Genomic DNA, 20,814 nt, shown 5'->3' with positions numbered 1-20,814 from the left:
AGTAAAATATACGTGTTATTGGAAATAGCAGTAAAGATATGCTACATTACTAAAATACTCCGTATATTTGTACTTTGATTTGAAGAACGCTCAAAATACACCATTAGTAATGATTCATTTCTTTGTGAACCCAAGCCGCACCGTGTATGGTGTGCAAACCCAAAACGACTTATCGACAGAAGATATTTCCAGATTAAACTGGCTCTTTGGAAAGGCTGAAAAGCTTGACCAGCAGACGTTAAACAACTATTATGTTGGGCCTCGCGCTGCGATGGTGACCCCGTGGAGTACCAATGCCGTTGAAATCACACAAAACATGGGGATTCAAGGGATTATCCGCATCGAAGAATTTTATCCGGTGGATGAAAACTTTACGGATTTCGACCCGATGATTTCGCAGAAATATGCCGTATTAACACAAGATATGTATACTATCAATATTCAGCCAGAACCTATTTTGGAAATTGACGATATTGATGCTTACAATAAATCAGAAGGTTTAGCTTTGAACCCGGAAGAAGTAGATTATTTGAATAACCTTTCCGGGAAAATCGGACGTAAACTGACGGATTCTGAAGTTTTTGCTTTTTCACAGGCAAATTCAGAACATTGCCGGCACAAGATATTTAACGGAAGCTTTATCATTGATGGTGACGAGCAACCTACCTCCCTATTCAAGCTGATCAGAAAAACTTCCGAAACCCATCCGAACGAAATTGTTTCGGCCTATAAAGATAACGTAGCGTTCGTCAAAGGACCTAAAGTGACCCAGTTCGCCCCAAAATCGGCAGATAAACCGGACTTCTACGAAGAAAAGGCATATGAATCGGTACTTTCACTTAAAGCTGAAACCCATAACTTTCCGACGACTGTAGAGCCATTTGCCGGTGCCGCTACCGGCTCGGGTGGTGAAATTCGCGACCGATTGGCTGGCGGCCAAGGAGCCTTACCTTTGGCTGGTACCGCTGTCTATATGACTGCATATTCGCGCCTTGAAACGGATATCGCGCAGGACAGATTCTTCGGATCACCCCAAGACAAACCTTGGGAAAATGGCATGGAGGAACGTCAATGGTTGTACCAAACGCCAATGGATATCCTAATTAAAGCGTCTAACGGTGCGTCGGATTTTGGTAATAAATTCGGACAGCCTTTGATCGCTGGCTCCGTACTAACTTTTGAGCATGAAGAAGAAGGTAGAAAATTAGGCTATGACAAAGTCATTATGCAAGCCGGTGGTATAGGTTATGGTAAAGCCGACCAAGCGAAAAAACATACCCCCAAAACAGGTGATAAAATTGTTATTCTCGGGGGTGAAAACTATCGTATCGGAATGGGGGGAGCAGCGGTATCCTCTGCCGAAACAGGTGCTTTTGGTTCGGGTATCGAACTGAATGCCATCCAACGTTCCAACCCGGAAATGCAAAAACGCGCGGCAAATGCGATCCGTGCGTTTGTAGAGTCGGACAACAACCCCATTGTTTCGATTCATGACCATGGTGCTGGCGGACACCTTAATTGTTTGTCGGAACTGGTGGAAGAAACTGGTGGATTAATCGATATGGATAAATTGCCTGTTGGTGACCCTACACTATCTGCAAAAGAAATTATCGGTAATGAATCCCAGGAGCGTATGGGCTTGATCATCGCGGATAAAGATATAGAAACGCTGAAAAAGGTAGCGGATCGTGAACGTGCCCCGATGTATGCCGTAGGGGATGTGACGGGAGATCATCGTTTTACGTTCCAATCTAAATCCACGGGAGAAAAACCAATGGATTACGATTTAGCAGACTTTTTTGGTTCTTCACCAAAAACAGTGATGCACGACAGCAAAATCTATCGTCAATATGCGGACCTTTCTTACGATGTTAATGAGGTGCCTACCTATTTGAGACAACTATTGCAATTGGAAGCGGTCGCTTCTAAAGACTGGTTGACAAATAAAGTGGATCGTTGTGTTGGCGGTCGTGTTGCCAAACAACAATGTGCCGGTCCTTTACAACTTCCATTAAACAATGTGGGTGTTATGGCATTGGATTACACTTCGACAGAAGGTATCGCAACTTCCATAGGCCATTCTCCATTGACAGCACTAGTTGATCCTGTTGCAGGTTCTCGCAATGCTATTGCTGAAGCGCTCTCTAACTTGGTATTCGCACCTATCAAAAATGGTTTGGCTGGTGTATCACTTTCGGCAAACTGGATGTGGCCATGTAACAACGAGGGTGAAGATGCGCGTTTGTACGAAGCTGTAAAAGGTTGTTCGGATTTTGCTATCGCTTTGGGTATCAACATTCCTACAGGGAAGGATTCGCTATCAATGAAACAAAAATACCCAAATGGCGAAAACGTCATTGCGCCAGGTACATTGATTATCTCGGCAGCAGGTAACTGTACCAACATCCATAAGGTAATTGAGCCGGTATTATCAAAAAATGCAGGTTCTATTTATTATATCAATCTATCGCAGGACACATTCAAGTTAGGTGGTTCTTCTTTTGCACAGATAAGCAATAGGATCGGTAAGGAAGCACCAACCATTCAAGATGCGGATTATTTTAAAAAGGCATTCAACGCTATACAGGAAGCCATCCTATCAGGCTATGTAGCTGCAGGGCATGATGTAGGATCGGGCGGGTTAATTACCACCTTATTGGAGATGACGTTCGCGGATGTTAATTTAGCGGCACAATACGATTTAAGTGAATTAGGCGAAGCGGATACGGTTAAAGCATTGTTCAACGAAAATATTGCTGTCGTATTGCAGGCAAAAGATGACACTGCTCTTGAAACGGCATTATCCCAAGCAGGCGTACAAGCGGTGAAAATCGGAAAGGCGATCAACGGAACAGCTGTATCTTTCAAAAACAGTGCAGAGGAATTTACATTTGACGTTGTGGAAACCCGCGATATATGGTTCAAAACTTCGTTTTTATTGGATAGCAAACAATCTAAAAACGGCATGGCGCAGGAGCGCTATAACAACTATAAAAATCAACCTATAAAGGTGGTTTTCCCATCGCAATTTGATGGTAAAAAGCCTGTACGTACAGCAGATGGGAAGACAAGACCAAAAGCAGCTATCATCCGGGAAAAAGGTTCAAATTCCGAAAGAGAAATGGCCAACGCGATGTATCTAGCCGGTTTTGACGTAAAGGATGTTCATATGACTGACTTGATTTCAGGTCGCGAAACACTAGAAGACATTCAATTTATCGGTACGGTAGGCGGTTTCTCTAATTCAGATGTATTGGGTTCAGCAAAAGGTTGGGCCGGAGCTTTTCTTTATAATGAGAAGGCGAAAAAGGCTTTAGAAAACTTCTTTGCGCGTCCAGACACAATGTCGGTCGGCATCTGTAACGGTTGCCAGTTGTTCATGGAATTGGAACTCATTAATCCGGATCACAACGTGCATGGAAAAATGCTCCACAATACATCGCAAAAACACGAATCTAGTTTTGCTTCGGTAAAAATACAAGATAACAACTCCATTATGTTATCTACTTTGGCAGGGAGTACATTGGGTGTATGGATTTCACACGGTGAAGGTAAGTTTAACCTCCCGCACAGCGAAGACCAATACAACATCGTGGCTAAATATGCTTACGACCAATACCCGCATAATCCAAATGGATCAGATTTTAACACCGCTATGCTTTGTGATAAGACGGGGCGTCACCTCGTAACGATGCCGCATATCGAACGTTCTATCTTCCAATGGAATTGGGCATACTATCCTGCTGAAAGACAGGATGAGGTTACCCCGTGGTTAGAAGCTTTCGTGAATGCACGTAAGTGGTGTGAAAAAAACAAATAATACATGCGACCCGCCAATTGGCGGGTCTTTTTTTGTATATTAGAAGAATATAAAACGTAAACCTCGTACAATAGATTTTATGAAAAGTACAGCCAAAATCATCTGTTTTATGCTTTTATGCGTACTACTTTTTCAATCGTGCAAGCTAGGAAGATTTGTGTTCTATAACTTCGCTAATATCACCGATCACAAAATATTCCCTTACCGCACGATAGAAACCACATCGTCTCCTTTCACCTTTCCTGCAGCTCAACAGCCTAAACCGCTTAAAGGTATCGAAACAGCGGAAGGAAATGTATATTTTGACACGTATTTGGAGCACACCAAAACTGTAGCGTTTTTGGTTATACAAAATGATAGTATTCAATATGAAAAATATTTCAACAAATATGATGATGAATCTATAGTAGCCTCTTTTTCCATGGCAAAGTCCGTTCTATCGATGCTCATCGGCATTGCTATTAAAGATGGAAAAATTCAATCTGCAGATGACCCTATCACCAACTATATCCCTGAATTAAAACGAAATGGATTTGACGCTGTCACCATAAAACACTTATTGCAAATGACTTCTGGTCTTGATTTCAACGAAAGCTATACCAATCCTTTTGGACATGCAGCTACTTTTTACTATGGCACGAATTTACGTAAAGCCATTAATAAGCTGAAATTGAAAGATATACCAGGTGAAAAGTTCAACTATACTAGTGGAACAACCCAACTTCTCGGACTGGTATTGGAAAGAGCTTTAGAAAATCAAACCATTAGTTCTTATCTAGAAGAAAAGATTTGGAAACCACTGGGGATGGAATATGAGGCCACATGGAGCCTCGACAGAAAAAAAGACGGACTGGAAAAAACATTTTGTTGCCTCAATGCCCGCGCAAGAGATTTTGCTAAATTAGGACGGCTGTATCTACACAACGGAAATTGGAATGGCAAACAAATCGTTCCAGAACAATGGGTAAAAGAATCTATCCGCTTAGACACAGCTGATCATAGTGCGCCTTTTTACCAATATCAGTGGTGGCTCACCAAAAATGCAAAACAATTCTATGCAAAGGGTATATTAGGACAATATATTTTTGTTGATCCTCATAAACATCTTATTATCGTCCGACTAGGGGAAAAAACAAGTAAGGTAAACTGGGATAAGTTTATTACACAAATCGCGGATTCTTATTGAACTTTCTCGCCGGCCTCTCCTTGGTTGTTCCAAGAATTTCGCTTAGGGATGTTCGTTTCCGTTTCGGTTACCGCACCTTGATATCTAGCCATTGCATATGCTGTTCCGGGCAAAAAAATAAAGAGGAACACTCCCGCCCCAAAACCGAGCAGCTTACCAACAAGGATACTACAAAACAAAACCAATAACGGATACGAAAATAAAAGAGCGACAAACAGGAGAGAATCGTAAAAGATGGTTCCCACTGTTTTCTTTTTCACATAATTCCGCCACAGCCGGTAAAACCAAAATTGTGTGTAATATCCGATTTTGGCAGGAATACGCCACCAATAGATTTCTTTACTTGAACGGGGCTTTGCAACCAATGGTGTCATAACCATCGTTTCCAAAAGATCATTCCGTACATCTTGGATAACATCACCTGTTCGCATCTGATGACCAGCGATATAATCCGTCGTATCTAAAGGAGATAATGCACGCAATTCGATCGCTTTGGGTACATGTTGGAAAGAATTATAATTTAACGTATACGCTTGAATCTGCACAGGCAATCCTGCCTTATAAGAACGCTCCAGCAGCGATGTCAATCCGCCGTTCATAAATGGCTGCAGTTCCCAGATATTCCGGGATTTTCCCTCCGGAAACAGAAGGATATGTTGCCCTGCTACCAGTCGTCGTATGCACTCATCAAATGTAAAATCGTTTTTGATCCCGGATTCCTCATCATCTCTTCGTTTATAGACGGGCAACATATATAATCCGCGTAAAACAATATTGGCTACCGGATGTTTAAAAGCATCTCCCCGGGCAAGAAAACAAATCTTTACCGGAGCAAAAGCTGCAATTACCAAAGCATCGAAAAAAGAATTTGGATGATTAGCGATGACAATAGCGGGATAGGAATATGGAGCTAACTGCAAATGTTTAACTGTCAGCCCCGGCGCATACCATTTTAATCCCAAGCGCACAAACCATCTTAATAAAGAATAAAACATATAGTTGAACAATACTTACGTAATCACCTGTTTCGTTTTACAGCAAAAAATAGACCTAAAAATCACTGCTTCTGCATGGATCTTGTAATCTTCTCTATGTTCAAACTATTGGCCATCGCGGTAAAGATACGATGATACACGCTGTGGTTGGGATACAAGTCTTCGTGCGTACCGTCTTCCACGACCTGTCCTTTTTCCATCACGACAATATGTTCAGCATCGATAATCTGCGAAATACTATGCGAAACAATAATCACCGTCCGTCCTGTTTTAATCGCATCCAGACTATTTTTTATCTGTTCCGTAGCTATTGCATCTAGATTTGCCGTCGGTTCGTCCAAGAAAATAATGGGTGGGTCTTTCAAGAAGAGACGCGCGATAGCGATCCGCTGTTGTTGCCCACCGGATAGCAAATGCGCATCCGAATCATATCCATTCGGTAAATCCAAAATCTGCTCATGTATATATGCTTTTTTAGCGGCTACTTTAATTTCATTCATAGAAGCATCTGTTTTTCCGTACCGGATATTCTCAGCAATACTACCCTTAAAAATATGATTCTTCTGCAACACCAAGCCTACATGTTCGCGCAAATAGGCTGTGTCATAATCTGCCAGATCTACACCATCCAACAAAATCTGCCCTTTCGTAGGGCTATAAAACTTATCCAACAAATTGATAACCGTACTTTTCCCCGCACCAGACAACCCGACCAAAGCTGTATTCTGATTAGGCTGGACTACCATACTCACATTTTTTAACGCCTGCAATCCGTTAGGATAATGAAAATCGACATTTCTTATTTCAATTAATCCTTTAATTTTATGCGGCCGATAGGTTCCGGTAGGTTCACGCTGTTCTTCCTCTTCCAAAATACTAAAGAAGCCTTCCGAATAGATTAGTGCATCATTTACTTCATCATAGATACGATGAAGTTGACGAATAGGTGCAGACACATTATTGAAAAGCAGAATATGAAACATGATGGCACCCAGGCTCATTTGTTCGTTCAACACAAAATAAGCCGTCAGCATAATGACCAGTACAACCCCGATCTGTTCGATAAAACTCTTCACACTTTCAAACAGATAGCTTGTTTTACGGGTCGCCATCTGGTTTTCTGTCATATCGTATTGAATTTTCTGATGCCGTTCGGCCTCAATTTTTTCCCTACCGAATGACTTTATCACCAGAATAGATTCAATCAGATTGATAATTTGGTTGCTTTTGTTTTCACGATACTTCCGCATACTTCTCCGAAAACCAGACAATCGACTTGCTTGGCGTTGGGAAACATAAAAATAGACGGGCACCAATAACAGTCCGACTAAGCCCACATAAAAATTCGCCAGAAACATACATATCAATGCCACGATCGCATTACTGAATAACGGAAGAATATCGATAAAAAAGTTCTGCACCAATCTGGTCAAACTGCTTATCCCAGCATCAATACGCGTTTGTAGCTTACCCGATTCATTCTCGGGTGACGTAAAGAAAGCCATTCGATACGTTAATATTTTTTCGATAATGGCTTGCGAAAAATCACGGGCAATCTCAATTCTCAGCTTCTCTCCATAAAATTTTTGTCCGAATTGCACGGCAGCATACAAGATTTCCTTTCCAAGCAACACCGCCGCTATAATACCCAGCAGGTAGAAACCTTGGGATAGCGGTTGGTTGTCGACCAGAAGCTCACTAATGGTATCTACCGTATATTTCAATATAAAGGCATTCACCTGGGCGGCGAAAGATCCAACCAGTGTCAACAAGAGCGTATAAGCTATTAAATTCTTATAGGGTTTGGTAAAGGGCAGTATTTTCTTAAATAATTGTGTTATGGTCATTACTTTGTTAAACATTTTTTTTGAAAGAAAGTTTAATCATGTTTATTACGATCGTGTATTATAGTCCTTTCTTCCGCCACAAACTGTGCGTTGGTGTGAAGGAAATTTTGATTATTTTTTTTGAGGTAAACAAAGTAATGACTTACTTTGGATATGAGAACAATCGGAATTATCCCAGCAAGGTATGAATCGTCCCGCTTTCCGGGGAAGCCATTAGTTGATATTGGTGGTAAATCCATGATACAACGTGTTTACGAACAGGTAAAGGGTTGCGCTGGTCTTTCAGAGGTCATTGTTGCCACGGACGACACCAGAATTGAGGAGCATGTCCGCTCATTTGCCGGAAATGTAATCATGACATCTTCGACGCATCAATCTGGAACCGATCGCTGTGCTGAGGTGGTTTCGAAAATAAGTGGCTTCGATGTGGCCATTAATATCCAAGGTGATGAACCTTTTATAAGCCCTTTGCAGATTGAGCTGCTGAGTAACCTTTTTCAAGATGCATCAACCGAAATCGGAACCTTGATCAAGAAAATAGATAATCCCGATGATCTGTTTAATGAGAGTACGCCCAAGGTAGTCGTGAACGCCAAAAAAGAAGCTTTGTATTTTTCGCGGCAGACTATCCCCTTTCAACGAGACACGCAACGAGAAGACTGGCTAAAGGATTATACTTATTTCAAACATATTGGTATATATGGTTATCAAGTCGACATCCTAAAGGAGATCACGAAACTACCCGTATCGTCTTACGAGAAGGCAGAAGGATTGGAACAATTACGGTGGTTGGAAAATGGTTATAGAATCAAAATAGCAGAAACCGAATTCGATACGATAGCTGTTGATCACCCCGAAGATATTGCGCTTATCAAAAGGAAGTTTTTTAGTCAATAAAACTGTATCTTTGCTGCATGGAATCATTTGCCGTGATATTTGACATGGATGGGGTAATTTGTCATACAAATCCTTTCCATGCGAAAGCATTCGAACATTTTTTTGATAAATATAAAATTCCTTATACCGAAAAGGAATTTGAAGAGCACATGTATGGGAAACATAATAGTTATATTATGACCCATTTCTTCAAAAGAACGATCACAGGGGAAGAATTAGCGCAATTGGAAAATGAAAAAGAATCCCTTTTTCGGGAAATCTATAAACAAGAAATAGATCCGTTACCCCATTATTTAACATTTCTGGACGATTTAAAATCAAAAGAATTTAAAACGGCAGTGGCTACTTCCGCTCCCTTTGCCAATCTAAAATTGATTGTTGATGAATTAAAGATTGAAACTAAAATGGAGTCGTTATTAGCTAGTGAAAATGTCACGCAGCATAAACCACATCCGGAGGTCTATTTAAAATCTGCTGATAAACTAGGCGTACCGCCGGGTGCTTGTGTTGTTTTTGAAGATTCTTTTTCAGGTGTCACCGCTGCACGAAATGCGGGAATGAAGGTGGTCGGCGTATTGAGCTCCCACCGGAAAGAAGAATTGCCGCCTTGTTCTCTTTATATTCACGATTATAGTGAAATCGACGCCGAACGCGTATTGGATTTATTGAAAAGCTAGTTCCATGAACGAAGCACTGCAACTCCTTTCCTCACCAGTCGGGTGGGCTTTGTATTTTGTATGTGCCGTGCTAATAGGTATGTCGAAAACAGGCATCCAAAATATTGGAACATTAGCTGTACCGTTATTTGCTTTCTTATTCGGCGCAAAGTATTCGACTGGCATCATATTAATTCTACTTTGTATCGCCGATCTCGTCGCTGTTATTTATTACCGGAAAGAATTTCTTTGGGGAGAAGTAAAAAAACTATTGCCTGCTTCCCTCTTTGGGCTGATTGTTGGGTTACTTCTCGGTAATTACATCAATGATAAAGTATTTAAACTGCTTATTGGTATCTGTATTATCGTGGGGGTAGGCATTATGATCTGGCTGGGAAAAACATCCCAACAGAAACAGGATAAACTGACGAAAAACCGATGGTATTCCCCTGTGTTTGGTTTTATCCTCGGTTTTTCGACGATGATAGGTAATGCTGCTGGCCCGGCGCTATCCGTTTATATGCTTTCTAAACGGCTAAACAAAATCAGCTTTGCGGCGACTTCTGCTTGGTTCATTATGCTTTTGAATTTCACGAAAATCCCATTGCAGGCTTTCGTTTGGCATAACCTTACCTGGGCGGGACTTTATCTCAACTTATTCGCTATCCCTTTCATTCTGCTGGGCGGTTACATCGGTATAAAAATTGTCAAGATCCTTCCAGAGAAGAAATTTCGCATGCTCATTATGACATTAGTCGTTATTTCGGCGATATTATTGATTGTTTTGTGATTTTGAAAACACCGCTCTAACTTTCTCATCACTCACTACGCTAACACATCCTGTTCGCCGGGGTATCGTTCAAATACCGTTTTTGCGAAGGAACAAGCCGGAACTACTTTCCAGGCATTCTCCCGTGCTTGACGAATCGCTGCCAACACAAGCTCCTCCGCAATTTTATTTCCACGATAGAAAGGTTCAACCTCCGCATGAGAAATCGTCATAACATTATCCTCTACTTGATATATCAGCTCCCCAATCTGTATTTCATCATTTACAGCAAGCCATCGTCCGCTATCTGCTACATGTGTTAGTTCCATATTATAGATGTTTTAAGATTTTAAATTCGTTTTTCAAATAAATATAACAATATTTTGTAAGAATAGTTTATCAGCGGTATAAACCTTTCGTTAAAAAAATAAAAATCCTATGTATCTTTGTTGATAATGAATGTAGACAAATTACTTGAGCGCGCGCTTAATTTTGAATTCCTATCCAAGGAAGAAGGTATGTATTTATACCGGAATGCTGCGACGGCAGATTTGACCTATGTGGCTAATGCGTTGCGAAAAATACAGGTTCCGCATAACAAGGTTACTTGGCAGATTGACCGCAATGTCAATACGACTAATGTTTGTATTGCAAACTGCAAATTTTGTAATTTCTTTCGTCGTCCGGGCCATGAAGATAGCTATATCACGGATATCGAAACTTACAAGCAGAAAATCGAAGAAACATTTCGCTATGGCGGCGACCAACTACTTTTACAAGGCGGACACCATCCTGATTTGGGTCTGGAGTTTTACACGACATTGTTCAAGCAACTCAAAGAACTCTACCCAACCCTCAAGCTACATTCCCTCGGTCCTCCGGAGGTTGCACATATCGCAAAATTAGAAGGATTATCCCATATTGAAGTACTTCGGGCATTGAAAGCATCGGGATTGGACTCGTTGCCGGGAGCTGGCGCGGAAATACTGAACGATCGAGTACGAAGATTAATTTCAAAAGGCAAATGCGGTGGACAAGAATGGTTAGACGTGATGCGTGCTGCGCATCAAGTCCACCTACCCACATCTGCTACCATGATGTTCGGTCATATTGAAACCATAGAAGAACGTTTTGAACATCTAGTGTGGATTCGCGAAGTTCAACACGAAAAACCTGTGGACGCCTATGGATTCATCGCCTTTATACCTTGGCCTTTCCAAGATGATGGCACCTTGTTAAAACGACTACGGGGCATCACCAACAATGTGAGCGGCGAAGAATATATTCGGATGATTGCATTGAGCCGTATTATGCTTCCCAATATCAAGAACATACAAGCTTCTTGGCTCACCGTAGGAAAGAAAACGGCACAGCTGTGTTTACATGCAGGGGCAAATGATTTCGGTTCCATTATGATAGAGGAAAATGTGGTTTCCGCTGCAGGGGCACCACATCGGTTCACATCTACATCTATACAGGAAGCTATTCGGGAAGCTGGGTTCGAACCACAATTACGTACACAGAAATATGATTTCCGGGAATTGCCGCAGATGGAAGAACAAGTCATTAATTACTAAATAGTTATAGAGACAAACGAGAAGAAGGATGAAGGATATATTGTTAAATATAGAGGCTATTATTTTCGCATCCGAAGAGGGCATTAATGCCAATGATCTGAAGCAGGTACTTAAAGATGCATTAGCCATCGACATCAATAAACAGGAGGTATTAGATCTATTAAAGAAAATTGCAGAAAAATACGATGATGAAGACCAAATCTTCAGCCTTCAAATTTTTGATAAACATTACCAGTTTTTGACGAAAGAAAAATACCACGAAGCTGTCAACCAACTTCAAGCACATAAGGACAAAAAGAAACTTAGCCAAGCAGCTTTGGAAACATTGTCTATCATTGCCTATCGACAGCCTATCACCAAATTGGAGGTGGAGCAAATTCGGGGCGTGAACTGTGATTACTCCATTCAACGGTTGTTGGAAAAGAATCTCATCGAAATTATTGGAAAAGCAGAAACTATTGGTAAACCCCTGCTATACGCAACTAGTGGGCAATTTATGCAGCACTTCGGCATCAAGTCGGTCAAAGATTTACCACAGCTAAAAGACATTATTACAGAGGATAATAGCATAGGCGAAGCGGCAAAATAGCTTAATCACGTATTCTCATTTTAACTCACTGGCTGACAAGCGATAAAAAAACAAAAAAAATTTCAAGTTAGAAGATTCTTGATTATTTTTACGCTCGGTAACAAACAATAGATTTATCATTTATTAACACGACAAGACTATGATGGTAGCGGCAGAAAATGAGGTTTTGGTTGAAGAAATTATCAATTTTAACGGTCCGGAAGATGATGCGGATGATGTCTATGATGACGATTTCGAATTAGATGAGATGGATTCTATCGAAGAATTTGGCGATTTTGACGATGATGACGATGATTTTTAATGGATGAAGATTCTTATATGAATCAAAAAAAGAGAGCATAGTGTTGTGCTCTCTTTTTTAATAAACCAAAATTCCTAAATTACTTTTTATGAAGCTGTTCGTATAGTTCAATAACCTTCTTTTGTAACTCTATTACTTCAGCCTCCCGAACTTGCAGTTTGCTATTCAGCTCCTCAATTTCATCTTGTGCCTGTCGATCTTCTTCCGAATCCGATGTAGACAATAACTGAACCAATGACATACCAAATAGTTTGGAAATCTGGTTCAATCTGGATAAGTTTACGTCAGTAATACCTGTTTCAATTTTCGAAAAGGCAGGAATTGAAATGTCCAAACGTTTTGCTACATCTTCTTGACTCCATCCTTTTTGATGTCTTAACAGACGAATTTTCTTTCCTAGTGCATTCATTTCTGGTAGTTGCTATCTTTTTCAATCGGATAATTCTCTCTCTCTTCCAAAAATAATAAAAAGACAGCATTTTACAGAATAATTAATAATTTTTAAGGAATTTATCTGCAAAACTGACAATATCCATACTATTATGGTCGGGCGAAATCATAAATAAAAGATTAAAACCCAGTGACTTAAATTTATCTAAATAGATTTCTAACGAAGAAACTTCTGTCAAGAATACAAGATTTTTATGATTAAAGACCTGTTGAATTTCCGACTCTAAATTACTTATTAATATATTTTTCTCCTTTATAACGTCTTTATTGATCAAGATCACTGCATAATCGGACTCGTTCATGGATTCTCGATAAGTGTCTAGAAAACTTCGATTGATGACATCATAGGCATTTAGTTCAATAATAGTTACCAGTTCCTGACCGGGAAATTGCTCTTTAACCGCATGAATACTCGTTCGGAGCTTATAAGGGGAATATAGAAAGTCTTGATATACCACACTTTCGTTATCGCTCGCTACAAACTCTAGATAGCGGATGGAGCTTCTAAAATCTTTGATTGCGTCGTAAAAATCAACTCGCTTTATACCCAGCCATTCACAGACTGTATATGCGCCGGCTATATTCGATAAGTTTAATTTCCCGAACACTTGTAAGGGAATACGTTTTTCCCCTAAATGAAGATACGTTACGCCCTTGTTAATAGAGTATTCAGGCAGCTTATAACCATGTCGGTTAATCGGACAGTCGGAAGTCGCTTCCACAATCTTCACCAAATTCAGGTTATCTTTGTTGTAAATTAGCGTACCTTTAGAGACGATAGTATCAATAAATGTTTCGAATTGTTTAATATACTCGTCCTGCCCCATATTTGCCCTGCTTTCGTTCCACTCTACCCCACTGATTAACGCAATATTGGGATGAAAAAGATGAAACTTAGAACGATGATCTATTGGAGAAGCATAATATTCGTCTCCTTCCAATAAAATAATTTTATTATGGGCGGTCAGTTTTACTAGCGAATCAAACCCCTCCAACTGTGCACCTACGAGATAATCAAAATCACGTCTCAATTTTTTGAGTACATGCATCACCATGCTCATGATTGTGGTTTTACCGTACGTCCCTGCAATAACCACCCGGGTTTTATCCATGCTTTGTTCATAGATAAATTCGGGAAAAGAGTAAATCTTAATATTTAACGCTTGTGCCTGAAGCAACTCCGGGTTATCACTTTCTGCGTGCATACCCAAAATTACGGCATCAATATCCTCCGTTATTTTCTCTGGAAACCAACCCATCGTTTTAGGCAAAAGTCCTGCATTTTTCAGCCTGGACTTGGATGGCTCCACAACCTGATCATCCGATCCACTCACTTGGTGCCCTTGCTCCGCCAACGAAATGGCCAAATTGTGCATCACCGCACCGCCAATGGCTATAAAATGAACTCGCATACTTCTTACAAATAAAAAGTCAACATCTCACGAACTTTGCTGCACACCATCTATCCTGCACCTTTTTATGCTGATAAATAAAGCCCACAGATTGGGCTCTTTGCGTCAATATCTCCAGATCTTCCCCATCATAGAAACCACTAATATACAATTCTCCGCCTGGCCTTGTACTTCGCCCGTATTGTTCGAATTGATCCATTAAGATATTACGATTGATATTGGCAAGAATAACATTAAACATCCTATCTTTTATACGTTCGTCTGACCCTAATTCTGCATCGATAGGCACAATATTATTCCGTACCTTATTTTCTGCGACACTTTCTACACAAACTTCATCATAGTCCACCGCCAGAACCTGTCTTGCACCACATTTGACGGCCAATATGGCAAGAATGCCCGTACCGCATCCCATATCCAATACTTCTTTATCCTTGAAGTCATTCTCTAAAATATAGGAGAGCATCATCGAGGTTGTTTGATGATGCCCTGTTCCAAATGACATTTTAGGGTCGATGATAATTTCGTAAGGCACATCCGGTTTCGGTGCATGAAAGGTGGCCCGTACGTAACATATATCATCCACCATAATCGGCTGAAAATTACTCTCCCATAGCTCATTCCAGTTCTGATCTTCTATTTCTTTGATAGTATAATGGATATCAAAACCTACAGCTTCCTGCAACAACATTGTTTCCAATGCCTGTACATCGAGAGAAACTGTGGGGATGTAGGCTATAAATCCCTGCTCTAGCTGCTCAAAAGTATCGTAGCCAATCGTTCCCAAAGAATCAATGAGCAGATCCCGCTGCCAATCTTCTATGGAGGAAGAAGTAAACGCAACCGAGGAATACTTCATTATTTCGTATTAAAAACCTTTACAATTTCTAAAAAGTCTCGTGATTTCAAGGATGCACCACCGATCAATCCACCGTCGATATCCGGCTGTGAAAACAACTCATTTGCATTTGCAGGATTACAGCTTCCCCCGTATAGGATAGTCGTTTCATCGGCAATTTTTTGTGTATATTGATTTGCAATCGTTTCACGTATAAACGCATGTACTTCCTGCGCCTGCTCTGGAGACGCCGTTAACCCCGTTCCAATAGCCCACACAGGTTCGTAAGCCAATATTACTTTTTCAAAATCTTCACTAGACAAATGGAATATGCCCTTTTCCAGTTGTGCTTTGATAACATCAAAAACCTTCCCTCCTTCACGTTCGTCTTTTGTTTCTCCAATACAGAAAATTGGCTTTAAACCGTTCGTTAATGCAGCATCAACTTTCTGCGCCAATAAAGCATCGGTCTCCTCAAAATATGCTCTACGCTCCGAATGGCCTAAAATAACATAACCTGCACCTGTCGATTTTACCTGCGCTCCGGATATTTCACCTGTATATGCTCCAGATTCTGCTTGGTGGATATTCTGCGCACCGACAGCAACGTTACTTACGGGCTCCGCTAGCTTTGCAATACTGTGCAAATGAATAGCGGGGCTACATACGATAACTTCCTGGTCGCCCACGACCTCATCCTTTACCATATTTACAATTTCCGAGAATAAGCTTACACCTTTCTCGTAATCCAGATTCATCTTCCAGTTTCCTGCTACAATTTTTTTTCTCATCGTTTTTAAATTGTTATCTATTTTATATATTAAATTCTTCCTGTCTCGTCATACAATAGACCTCCCACAATAGGCGAAGATCTTTTTCCTGTACACGTTTATTTACTATTCTCCCCCGCTCTTTCAACATATCCTCAAATTTATGCCACACATATCTTTCCTTCTTTTCATCTGTCATCCAGGAAAAGTCCGGAACAAACTTCGGAATAATATTTGACATAGACACCTGTACGCCTACCCCAATCACCGCACCGGTCGTAATAGACGAGTTGATACCACACATAGCGAAATCGCCCATAAAAACCCCTATTTTATTCCGTACTGTTTTCCGCCAATCACCAAGTTTATAATCATACAACTTAATAGGCTTCCAATTGTTTTGAAGGTTAGAATTGCTTGTACCTGCCCCCAAATTGCACCCTTCGCCAATTACCGCACAACCGAGATAGCCGTCATGCCCTTTTGCACTATTTTCCCACATCACGGTGTTATTGACTTCTCCTCCAATAGTAGCGTTCGGTCCTACACTTACATTCGGATACAAACGGCTTCCCATCTTTACTCTCCCACCTTTACCGATAGCAATCGGACCTTTTAAATGACTTCCCTGTTCCAGCAAAGCATCGTCGGCGATATAAATAGGACCATCCAACGTATTAAACGTACAACTAAATGCCGTCACATTTGTCCCCACATAGAGGTTATCACCTATCACCGTATTAGAATCATGTAAGATAGCCGAAGTTTTTCCTTTTGTGAGCAACTCAAAATCAAAAGAAATTTGCGTAGCATTATGAAGATAAATATCCTCTAAAAATTGAATACGGTGCAGTTCCCCCTCATAAGGATGTACGTTTAATGTATCTCCCGTAGGTTCTGGACACCACTTATTGACCTTATAGGCAATCCAATCACCATCTTTTTCCAACACACATCCTTCCTGCAAAATAGATAAAGCATTGACCAAGTCGATAGTCGGACATAGGTCGGCGCGCACGACCAAATAGGTTGCAGAAGGTGACGGACTATGAAATTTCTCTTGAAGATAGAGTTCTGTATAGAAGCTAACCGAAACACCCAATAACAATTGCCATTTCTCCTGGATTGTCAAAATTCCTACTCGAAAAGCTCCCACTGGTCTTGTGAAAGCCATAGGCAATAAATGTTCTCGCCATGGGGCTCGATCATGTAATACGACTTCTAACAGCATAGTCCGATAAATTTACATAAAAAAATCCCGACAAGAAGAACCTATCGGGATGAAAGTTATTTTTGACCGAAACCGGTAATTTAAATTACTTCTGGTAACGGCTACGGAATTTGTCGATACGTCCTGCTGTATCAACTAATTTCATCTTACCTGTATAAAAAGGGTGTGATGTGTGCGAAATCTCCAATTTCACCAATGGATACTCGTTACCATCTTCCCAAGTAATAGTCTCTTTTGTGTCTACACATGATTTAGTTACAAAAGAATAGTCGTTAGACATATCTTTGAAAACAACTAATCTGTAGTTTGATGGATGCAGATCTTTTTTCATTATATTTTATTTTATTTTTTTCCTATGATTATTATATCTTCAACAATTCGAGGTGCAAAGATAATCTATTTCTATAAATAAAACAAAAAAATACATATCGTCTTTTCGCTATTTATTTTCTTGCTTCAAAAAATGAAGTAACACGATCGGGGCTCAACATTTGCCAGAGCGACGCAACCGTCCATCCGGGTGCAAATATATCGTTATAAAAGCCTTTCCCATTTTTGCCATAATCCCAGTTGGTATGCTGTACAACTTCTGGGTAATAGCCAGGCTTCCCAATGTCGAACAAAGAATTTTTTTGCGGCATCAGTTGCAACATACTTGTTTTTATCACCGAAGAAAATTCGGAAAACCTTGGTTCCTTTTTTTCTTTTGCTAACCAATCGAGCACTGTCGCAAATTCAAAAATAAAAACATCTATGTGATTGTTCTCGACCGAAACATTTCCCCAGCCTCTAGATTTAAAATTCACATCACCTAACATCTGTCCCTGTGCAAAAGGAACATCCCACAAATAATACCAAGAAAGGCAAAAATAGGCTGCTTGCTGACACAAATCAACATAATGTTGCCTTTCTTTTCCGGTTGTTACCATCGCTAGGTAATGCATGGCGGTAGAGGCATACAACGACGCTTCTTTATCTTCACAATTAGCGTCCAACGTAGAAGAAAAATAGTCAGCTTTCGTTATCAGTTCTTCCTCCAGGTATTTCCCCGCACGTTTGGCACTTTCCAGATAAGACTTATTTTTAAAATAAGCATAGCCCATAGTTAGTGGCAGCACCGCAGAAGGTGTACTACCTCCAGAAGGATCCGTAATATGAAATGCTCCGTCAAACTTTCTGGGGAAGCTTCCATCTTCCTCCTGTAACTGTTGTAGATTTGTAAAAAGTGTTTTTACTTTATTTTCCCATTCAGGATGTTTTCTCCCTTTGTCTCGTTCATATTTAAGATAGTTTAATATGGCAAAGAGTCCTTCTGATTGGCGACGGAGACTGTATTCCAGCGTCACGCTGTCCTTCTGGTAATCAACATATTCATGGAAGAACCCGTTTTCAGAAAACCCGTGCAGAAGATAGGAATCAAATGTATGACGAGCCTTGTTTATAAGATCGTTATCTGCCGTTTCTTCTCCATACTCCAACGCATTGAATGCATTCAATAAAACCCGTCCGATAAAACCGACTTCAGTCGCGTCTGTACTTTCGCAATCATCAGTACGCATATGTACACCGGAAAAGTATTTCAAATCAAATTTGTCTACATAACTTTCTCTAAAAAAATTAGACAGGGCCTCTTTCGCTTGTCTCGTGCTCATAGCATCCGCATAAACGGGTGGCTTTAACGAATCATAAGAATAAGTCCACACATCAGCAACAAAAGCGGAATAGTTTATGGCTCTACCTTTTCGAATTTCCCAAGTCAACCGGCGAACTTCACCTTTTTCCAATCTCTCGAATGCGCGTACCGCAGGGGCAAGAATAAGTTTACGTATATACGTATTAGGAAATTCGTTATAAGGAAAGCCAAAAACAAGGGAAGCGGTTCCTCCCCTATTACGAAAGCCGGTAAAACCAAGTGAGGTTTTTCCAGAAAGAATCACTTCTCCTTCGCTAAGCGCCGTCAGACTTTCATGAGCAAATTCATCTAAGCGCATGACAGTATAATAATCGCCTGTTTTCTCGCTGTATATACCCGTCAAGGGTATACTCAAACGATCCTCACGTACTTGCCAGCTATCACTGGTTGCAAAGGAAGGTGCTTCCTGTGGAGAACGTAAATTGCGACGATACCAAAATCCGGGCATCAAAAACTGACAATCGTCGTGCTCCACGGCAGGCAATTCGTAAAGTTCCTCAAAATTATAGAAAACGGTCTCTGTAGCTGTCAACTCGACGACGATACTCATGCCGGCTGTTGTTTCGCTTACTTGACGTTTGATAGTTATAGGGAGATTTTGATCTGCCCCCAACATGCCAGAATCATCCGCTTTCAACTTATAATCCACCGCCGGATTGCCAGGTTTTTTTAAGGAAATCCGCCAAGTTGATTCGGGCATAATATGCCCATAACCTACACTATATACTAAAGTCAGTACAATTATCAAAAAGAATTTGTTAACCATGTATCTCATTATCTCTAATATCATTTACGTAATTCATAGCGATTTGGCCATACGTCTATCTGCTGACAACGGGAGCCAACACTTCTTCCCCAATTTTCATAACGGGCACTGCATCATCTGAAAAATCCACATCTGCCATCAACATAATACGAGGTAACACCTTACCGGGAGCATAATGGGCGTGGAAGACTATTTTTAATTGTCCGTGTTTATCATTGAAAAGTGAATGATGTCCGACACCAATATAGTCTTTTGGTTTTTGCAAGATAGGATTTCCTTCGTATTTCGTCCAAGGTCCGTAGGGTGAATTTGCAGTAGCATATCCAACACCATAGTAAGGGCTTTCAAAATGATTAGCTGAATAGGTCATATAATAGAGCTCTCCATGTTTAACGATAAATGGTCCTTCGTTAATTCGGCCTTGGATCCTTTCCCAATTTTGTGATACATGGATACATGGAGCCAGCGTTTCATTTTTTACGGTCTTCAAATCATCTTCCAATTCTGCGACCCAAACTACCGATCCATCGGTGAAACGGACAAAGTACAAATAAGGCGTACCATCATCGTCGATAAATAAGGAATTGTCGATGGCTTTTCCATCTATCCACATCGGTTCTTTCATTTCTTGGGTAAATGGACCGAGTGGACTGTCTGCTGTGGCGACACCTATATGCTCATCAGCTGTAAAATACATAAAGAATTTGTTTTTTTCAGGAACATAGTACACTTCAGGTGCCCAAAACCATCGCTCTGCCCAAGTGCTGTCCTTATGTAGGGCTAAATGAGGAGATTTATGCCAGGTATGAAGATCTTCAGAAGTATATACCTCAATGCCGTCAGAGGCATTCGTACCGTAAGCATAGTAGGTATTGTCATGATACAAAATATTCGGATCACCCAATAATACCGGCGTAGTATATTGGAAATCACTTACGCTGTTTTTCTCACAAGACGAAAAGCTTGTAAGAATAAGAACCAGTGATAGATAAACTAATCTTTTCATATGAATAAATT

At 40.5% G+C, this 20,814-nt stretch carries 19 protein-coding genes; 8 read left to right on the top strand and 11 right to left on the bottom strand.

The features are described from left to right. Positions 1 to 109: 109 nt before the first annotated feature. Entirely contained in the window at positions 110 to 3,820 is a 3,711-nt protein-coding gene (purL, locus tag EWE74_RS01690) for a phosphoribosylformylglycinamidine synthase (protein WP_130139808.1), read from the top strand. A gap of 79 nt (positions 3,821 to 3,899) precedes the next feature. Then, the gene (locus EWE74_RS01685) at positions 3,900 to 5,006 is read left to right on the top strand and encodes a serine hydrolase domain-containing protein (RefSeq protein ID WP_130139807.1); all 1,107 of its coding nucleotides are present in this window, start codon (positions 3,900 to 3,902) and stop codon (positions 5,004 to 5,006) included. Here EWE74_RS01685 and EWE74_RS01680 read toward each other — a convergent pair. Continuing rightward, positions 5,000 to 6,001: a 1-acyl-sn-glycerol-3-phosphate acyltransferase gene (locus EWE74_RS01680; RefSeq protein WP_130139806.1), complete on the bottom strand. Its 1,002-nt coding sequence runs from the start codon at positions 5,999 to 6,001 to the stop codon at positions 5,000 to 5,002. The genes EWE74_RS01685 and EWE74_RS01680 overlap by 7 nt on opposite strands. Positions 6,002 to 6,063: 62 nt before the next feature. Then, positions 6,064 to 7,863, bottom strand: a complete 1,800-nt coding sequence (locus EWE74_RS01675; RefSeq protein ID WP_239018519.1) for an ABC transporter ATP-binding protein — start codon at positions 7,861 to 7,863, stop codon at positions 6,064 to 6,066. A gap of 138 nt (positions 7,864 to 8,001) precedes the next feature. Here EWE74_RS01675 and kdsB point away from each other — a divergent pair, with 138 nt between their 5' ends. The 3 genes from kdsB to EWE74_RS01660 are packed head-to-tail and all read left to right on the top strand — an operon-like array spanning position 8,002 to position 10,191. After that, positions 8,002 to 8,745: a 3-deoxy-manno-octulosonate cytidylyltransferase gene (gene kdsB, locus EWE74_RS01670; RefSeq protein ID WP_130139805.1), complete on the top strand. Its 744-nt coding sequence runs from the start codon at positions 8,002 to 8,004 to the stop codon at positions 8,743 to 8,745. A gap of 17 nt (positions 8,746 to 8,762) precedes the next feature. Continuing rightward, a complete protein-coding gene (locus tag EWE74_RS01665; RefSeq protein ID WP_130139804.1) occupies positions 8,763 to 9,422 on the top strand; it encodes an HAD family hydrolase in 660 nt (219 codons plus the stop codon). Between the two features lie 4 nt (positions 9,423 to 9,426). After that, on the top strand, positions 9,427 to 10,191 hold the full coding sequence (locus tag EWE74_RS01660) for a sulfite exporter TauE/SafE family protein (RefSeq protein ID WP_130139803.1): 765 nt from the start codon (positions 9,427 to 9,429) through the stop codon (positions 10,189 to 10,191). Between the two features lie 35 nt (positions 10,192 to 10,226). On the opposite strand, the gene EWE74_RS01655 is transcribed toward EWE74_RS01660, so the two are convergent. After that, entirely contained in the window at positions 10,227 to 10,499 is a 273-nt protein-coding gene (locus EWE74_RS01655; RefSeq protein WP_130139802.1) for a GNAT family N-acetyltransferase, read from the bottom strand. A gap of 126 nt (positions 10,500 to 10,625) precedes the next feature. Here EWE74_RS01655 and mqnC point away from each other — a divergent pair, with 126 nt between their 5' ends. The 3 genes from mqnC to EWE74_RS21055 all read left to right on the top strand — a co-directional run bounded on the left by mqnC (position 10,626) and on the right by EWE74_RS21055 (position 12,637). Continuing rightward, the gene (mqnC, locus tag EWE74_RS01650; protein WP_130139801.1) at positions 10,626 to 11,747 is read left to right on the top strand and encodes a cyclic dehypoxanthinyl futalosine synthase; all 1,122 of its coding nucleotides are present in this window, start codon (positions 10,626 to 10,628) and stop codon (positions 11,745 to 11,747) included. Positions 11,748 to 11,775: 28 nt separating this feature from the next. Beyond that, positions 11,776 to 12,336: an SMC-Scp complex subunit ScpB gene (scpB, locus tag EWE74_RS01645; protein WP_130139800.1), complete on the top strand. Its 561-nt coding sequence runs from the start codon at positions 11,776 to 11,778 to the stop codon at positions 12,334 to 12,336. Between the two features lie 139 nt (positions 12,337 to 12,475). After that, complete coding sequence (locus EWE74_RS21055; protein ID WP_165384625.1) at positions 12,476 to 12,637, top strand: hypothetical protein; 162 nt, start codon at positions 12,476 to 12,478, stop codon at positions 12,635 to 12,637. Positions 12,638 to 12,716: 79 nt separating this feature from the next. Here EWE74_RS21055 and EWE74_RS01640 read toward each other — a convergent pair whose 3' ends face one another. The 8 genes from EWE74_RS01640 to EWE74_RS01605 all read right to left on the bottom strand — a co-directional run bounded on the left by EWE74_RS01640 (position 12,717) and on the right by EWE74_RS01605 (position 20,803). Next, positions 12,717 to 13,046, bottom strand: coding sequence for a helix-turn-helix domain-containing protein (locus EWE74_RS01640; protein ID WP_130139799.1), 330 nt, complete (start codon positions 13,044 to 13,046; stop codon positions 12,717 to 12,719). Positions 13,047 to 13,128: 82 nt separating this feature from the next. Continuing rightward, a complete protein-coding gene (locus EWE74_RS01635) occupies positions 13,129 to 14,499 on the bottom strand; it encodes a Mur ligase domain-containing protein (RefSeq protein WP_130139798.1) in 1,371 nt (456 codons plus the stop codon). A 19-nt stretch (positions 14,500 to 14,518) separates the two neighbouring features. Beyond that, on the bottom strand, positions 14,519 to 15,358 hold the full coding sequence (prmA, locus tag EWE74_RS01630; RefSeq protein WP_130139797.1) for a 50S ribosomal protein L11 methyltransferase: 840 nt from the start codon (positions 15,356 to 15,358) through the stop codon (positions 14,519 to 14,521). Then, positions 15,358 to 16,128, bottom strand: a complete 771-nt coding sequence (tpiA, locus tag EWE74_RS01625) for a triose-phosphate isomerase (protein ID WP_130139796.1) — start codon at positions 16,126 to 16,128, stop codon at positions 15,358 to 15,360. The genes prmA and tpiA overlap by 1 nt, the downstream gene beginning before the upstream one ends. 22 nt (positions 16,129 to 16,150) lie before the next feature. Then, positions 16,151 to 17,338 carry a putative sugar nucleotidyl transferase gene (locus EWE74_RS01620; RefSeq protein ID WP_130139795.1) on the bottom strand — a complete coding sequence of 396 codons (1,188 nt, stop codon included), beginning with the start codon at positions 17,336 to 17,338 and terminating at the stop codon, positions 16,151 to 16,153. Positions 17,339 to 17,423: 85 nt separating this feature from the next. Then, positions 17,424 to 17,669 (bottom strand): type B 50S ribosomal protein L31, encoded by a 246-nt coding sequence (locus tag EWE74_RS01615; RefSeq protein ID WP_130139794.1) that lies wholly within the window; start codon positions 17,667 to 17,669, stop codon positions 17,424 to 17,426. Positions 17,670 to 17,781: 112 nt separating this feature from the next. Further along, entirely contained in the window at positions 17,782 to 19,797 is a 2,016-nt protein-coding gene (locus EWE74_RS01610) for a hypothetical protein (RefSeq protein WP_206365112.1), read from the bottom strand. A gap of 55 nt (positions 19,798 to 19,852) precedes the next feature. Next, on the bottom strand, positions 19,853 to 20,803 hold the full coding sequence (locus tag EWE74_RS01605) for a glycoside hydrolase family 43 protein (protein ID WP_130139793.1): 951 nt from the start codon (positions 20,801 to 20,803) through the stop codon (positions 19,853 to 19,855). Positions 20,804 to 20,814: the final 11 nt, after the last annotated feature.

The sequence above is a fragment of the Sphingobacterium corticibacterium genome (assembly GCF_004208525.1).
Classification (GTDB): domain Bacteria; phylum Bacteroidota; class Bacteroidia; order Sphingobacteriales; family Sphingobacteriaceae; genus Sphingobacterium; species Sphingobacterium corticibacterium.
This window is presented reverse-complemented; position numbering and strand designations above follow the sequence as displayed.

Excerpts from the sequence above, each read along its gene's own strand:
- purL (WP_130139808.1), top strand. The coding sequence starts at position 110 with ATGATTCATTTCTTTGTGAACCCAAGCCGCACCGTGTATGGTGTGCAA.
- EWE74_RS01685 (WP_130139807.1), top strand. The coding sequence starts at position 3,900 with ATGAAAAGTACAGCCAAAATCATCTGTTTTATGCTTTTATGCGTACTA.
- EWE74_RS01680 (WP_130139806.1), bottom strand. The coding sequence starts at position 6,001 with ATGTTTTATTCTTTATTAAGATGGTTTGTGCGCTTGGGATTAAAATGG.
- EWE74_RS01675 (WP_239018519.1), bottom strand. The coding sequence starts at position 7,863 with ATGTTTAACAAAGTAATGACCATAACACAATTATTTAAGAAAATACTG.
- kdsB (WP_130139805.1), top strand. The coding sequence starts at position 8,002 with ATGAGAACAATCGGAATTATCCCAGCAAGGTATGAATCGTCCCGCTTT.
- EWE74_RS01665 (WP_130139804.1), top strand. The coding sequence starts at position 8,763 with ATGGAATCATTTGCCGTGATATTTGACATGGATGGGGTAATTTGTCAT.
- EWE74_RS01660 (WP_130139803.1), top strand. The coding sequence starts at position 9,427 with ATGAACGAAGCACTGCAACTCCTTTCCTCACCAGTCGGGTGGGCTTTG.
- EWE74_RS01655 (WP_130139802.1), bottom strand. The coding sequence starts at position 10,499 with ATGGAACTAACACATGTAGCAGATAGCGGACGATGGCTTGCTGTAAAT.
- mqnC (WP_130139801.1), top strand. The coding sequence starts at position 10,626 with ATGAATGTAGACAAATTACTTGAGCGCGCGCTTAATTTTGAATTCCTA.
- scpB (WP_130139800.1), top strand. The coding sequence starts at position 11,776 with ATGAAGGATATATTGTTAAATATAGAGGCTATTATTTTCGCATCCGAA.
- EWE74_RS21055 (WP_165384625.1), top strand. The coding sequence starts at position 12,476 with ATGATGGTAGCGGCAGAAAATGAGGTTTTGGTTGAAGAAATTATCAAT.
- EWE74_RS01640 (WP_130139799.1), bottom strand. The coding sequence starts at position 13,046 with ATGAATGCACTAGGAAAGAAAATTCGTCTGTTAAGACATCAAAAAGGA.
- EWE74_RS01635 (WP_130139798.1), bottom strand. The coding sequence starts at position 14,499 with ATGCGAGTTCATTTTATAGCCATTGGCGGTGCGGTGATGCACAATTTG.
- prmA (WP_130139797.1), bottom strand. The coding sequence starts at position 15,358 with ATGAAGTATTCCTCGGTTGCGTTTACTTCTTCCTCCATAGAAGATTGG.
- tpiA (WP_130139796.1), bottom strand. The coding sequence starts at position 16,128 with ATGAGAAAAAAAATTGTAGCAGGAAACTGGAAGATGAATCTGGATTAC.
- EWE74_RS01620 (WP_130139795.1), bottom strand. The coding sequence starts at position 17,338 with ATGCTGTTAGAAGTCGTATTACATGATCGAGCCCCATGGCGAGAACAT.
- EWE74_RS01615 (WP_130139794.1), bottom strand. The coding sequence starts at position 17,669 with ATGAAAAAAGATCTGCATCCATCAAACTACAGATTAGTTGTTTTCAAA.
- EWE74_RS01610 (WP_206365112.1), bottom strand. The coding sequence starts at position 19,797 with ATGGTTAACAAATTCTTTTTGATAATTGTACTGACTTTAGTATATAGT.
- EWE74_RS01605 (WP_130139793.1), bottom strand. The coding sequence starts at position 20,803 with ATGAAAAGATTAGTTTATCTATCACTGGTTCTTATTCTTACAAGCTTT.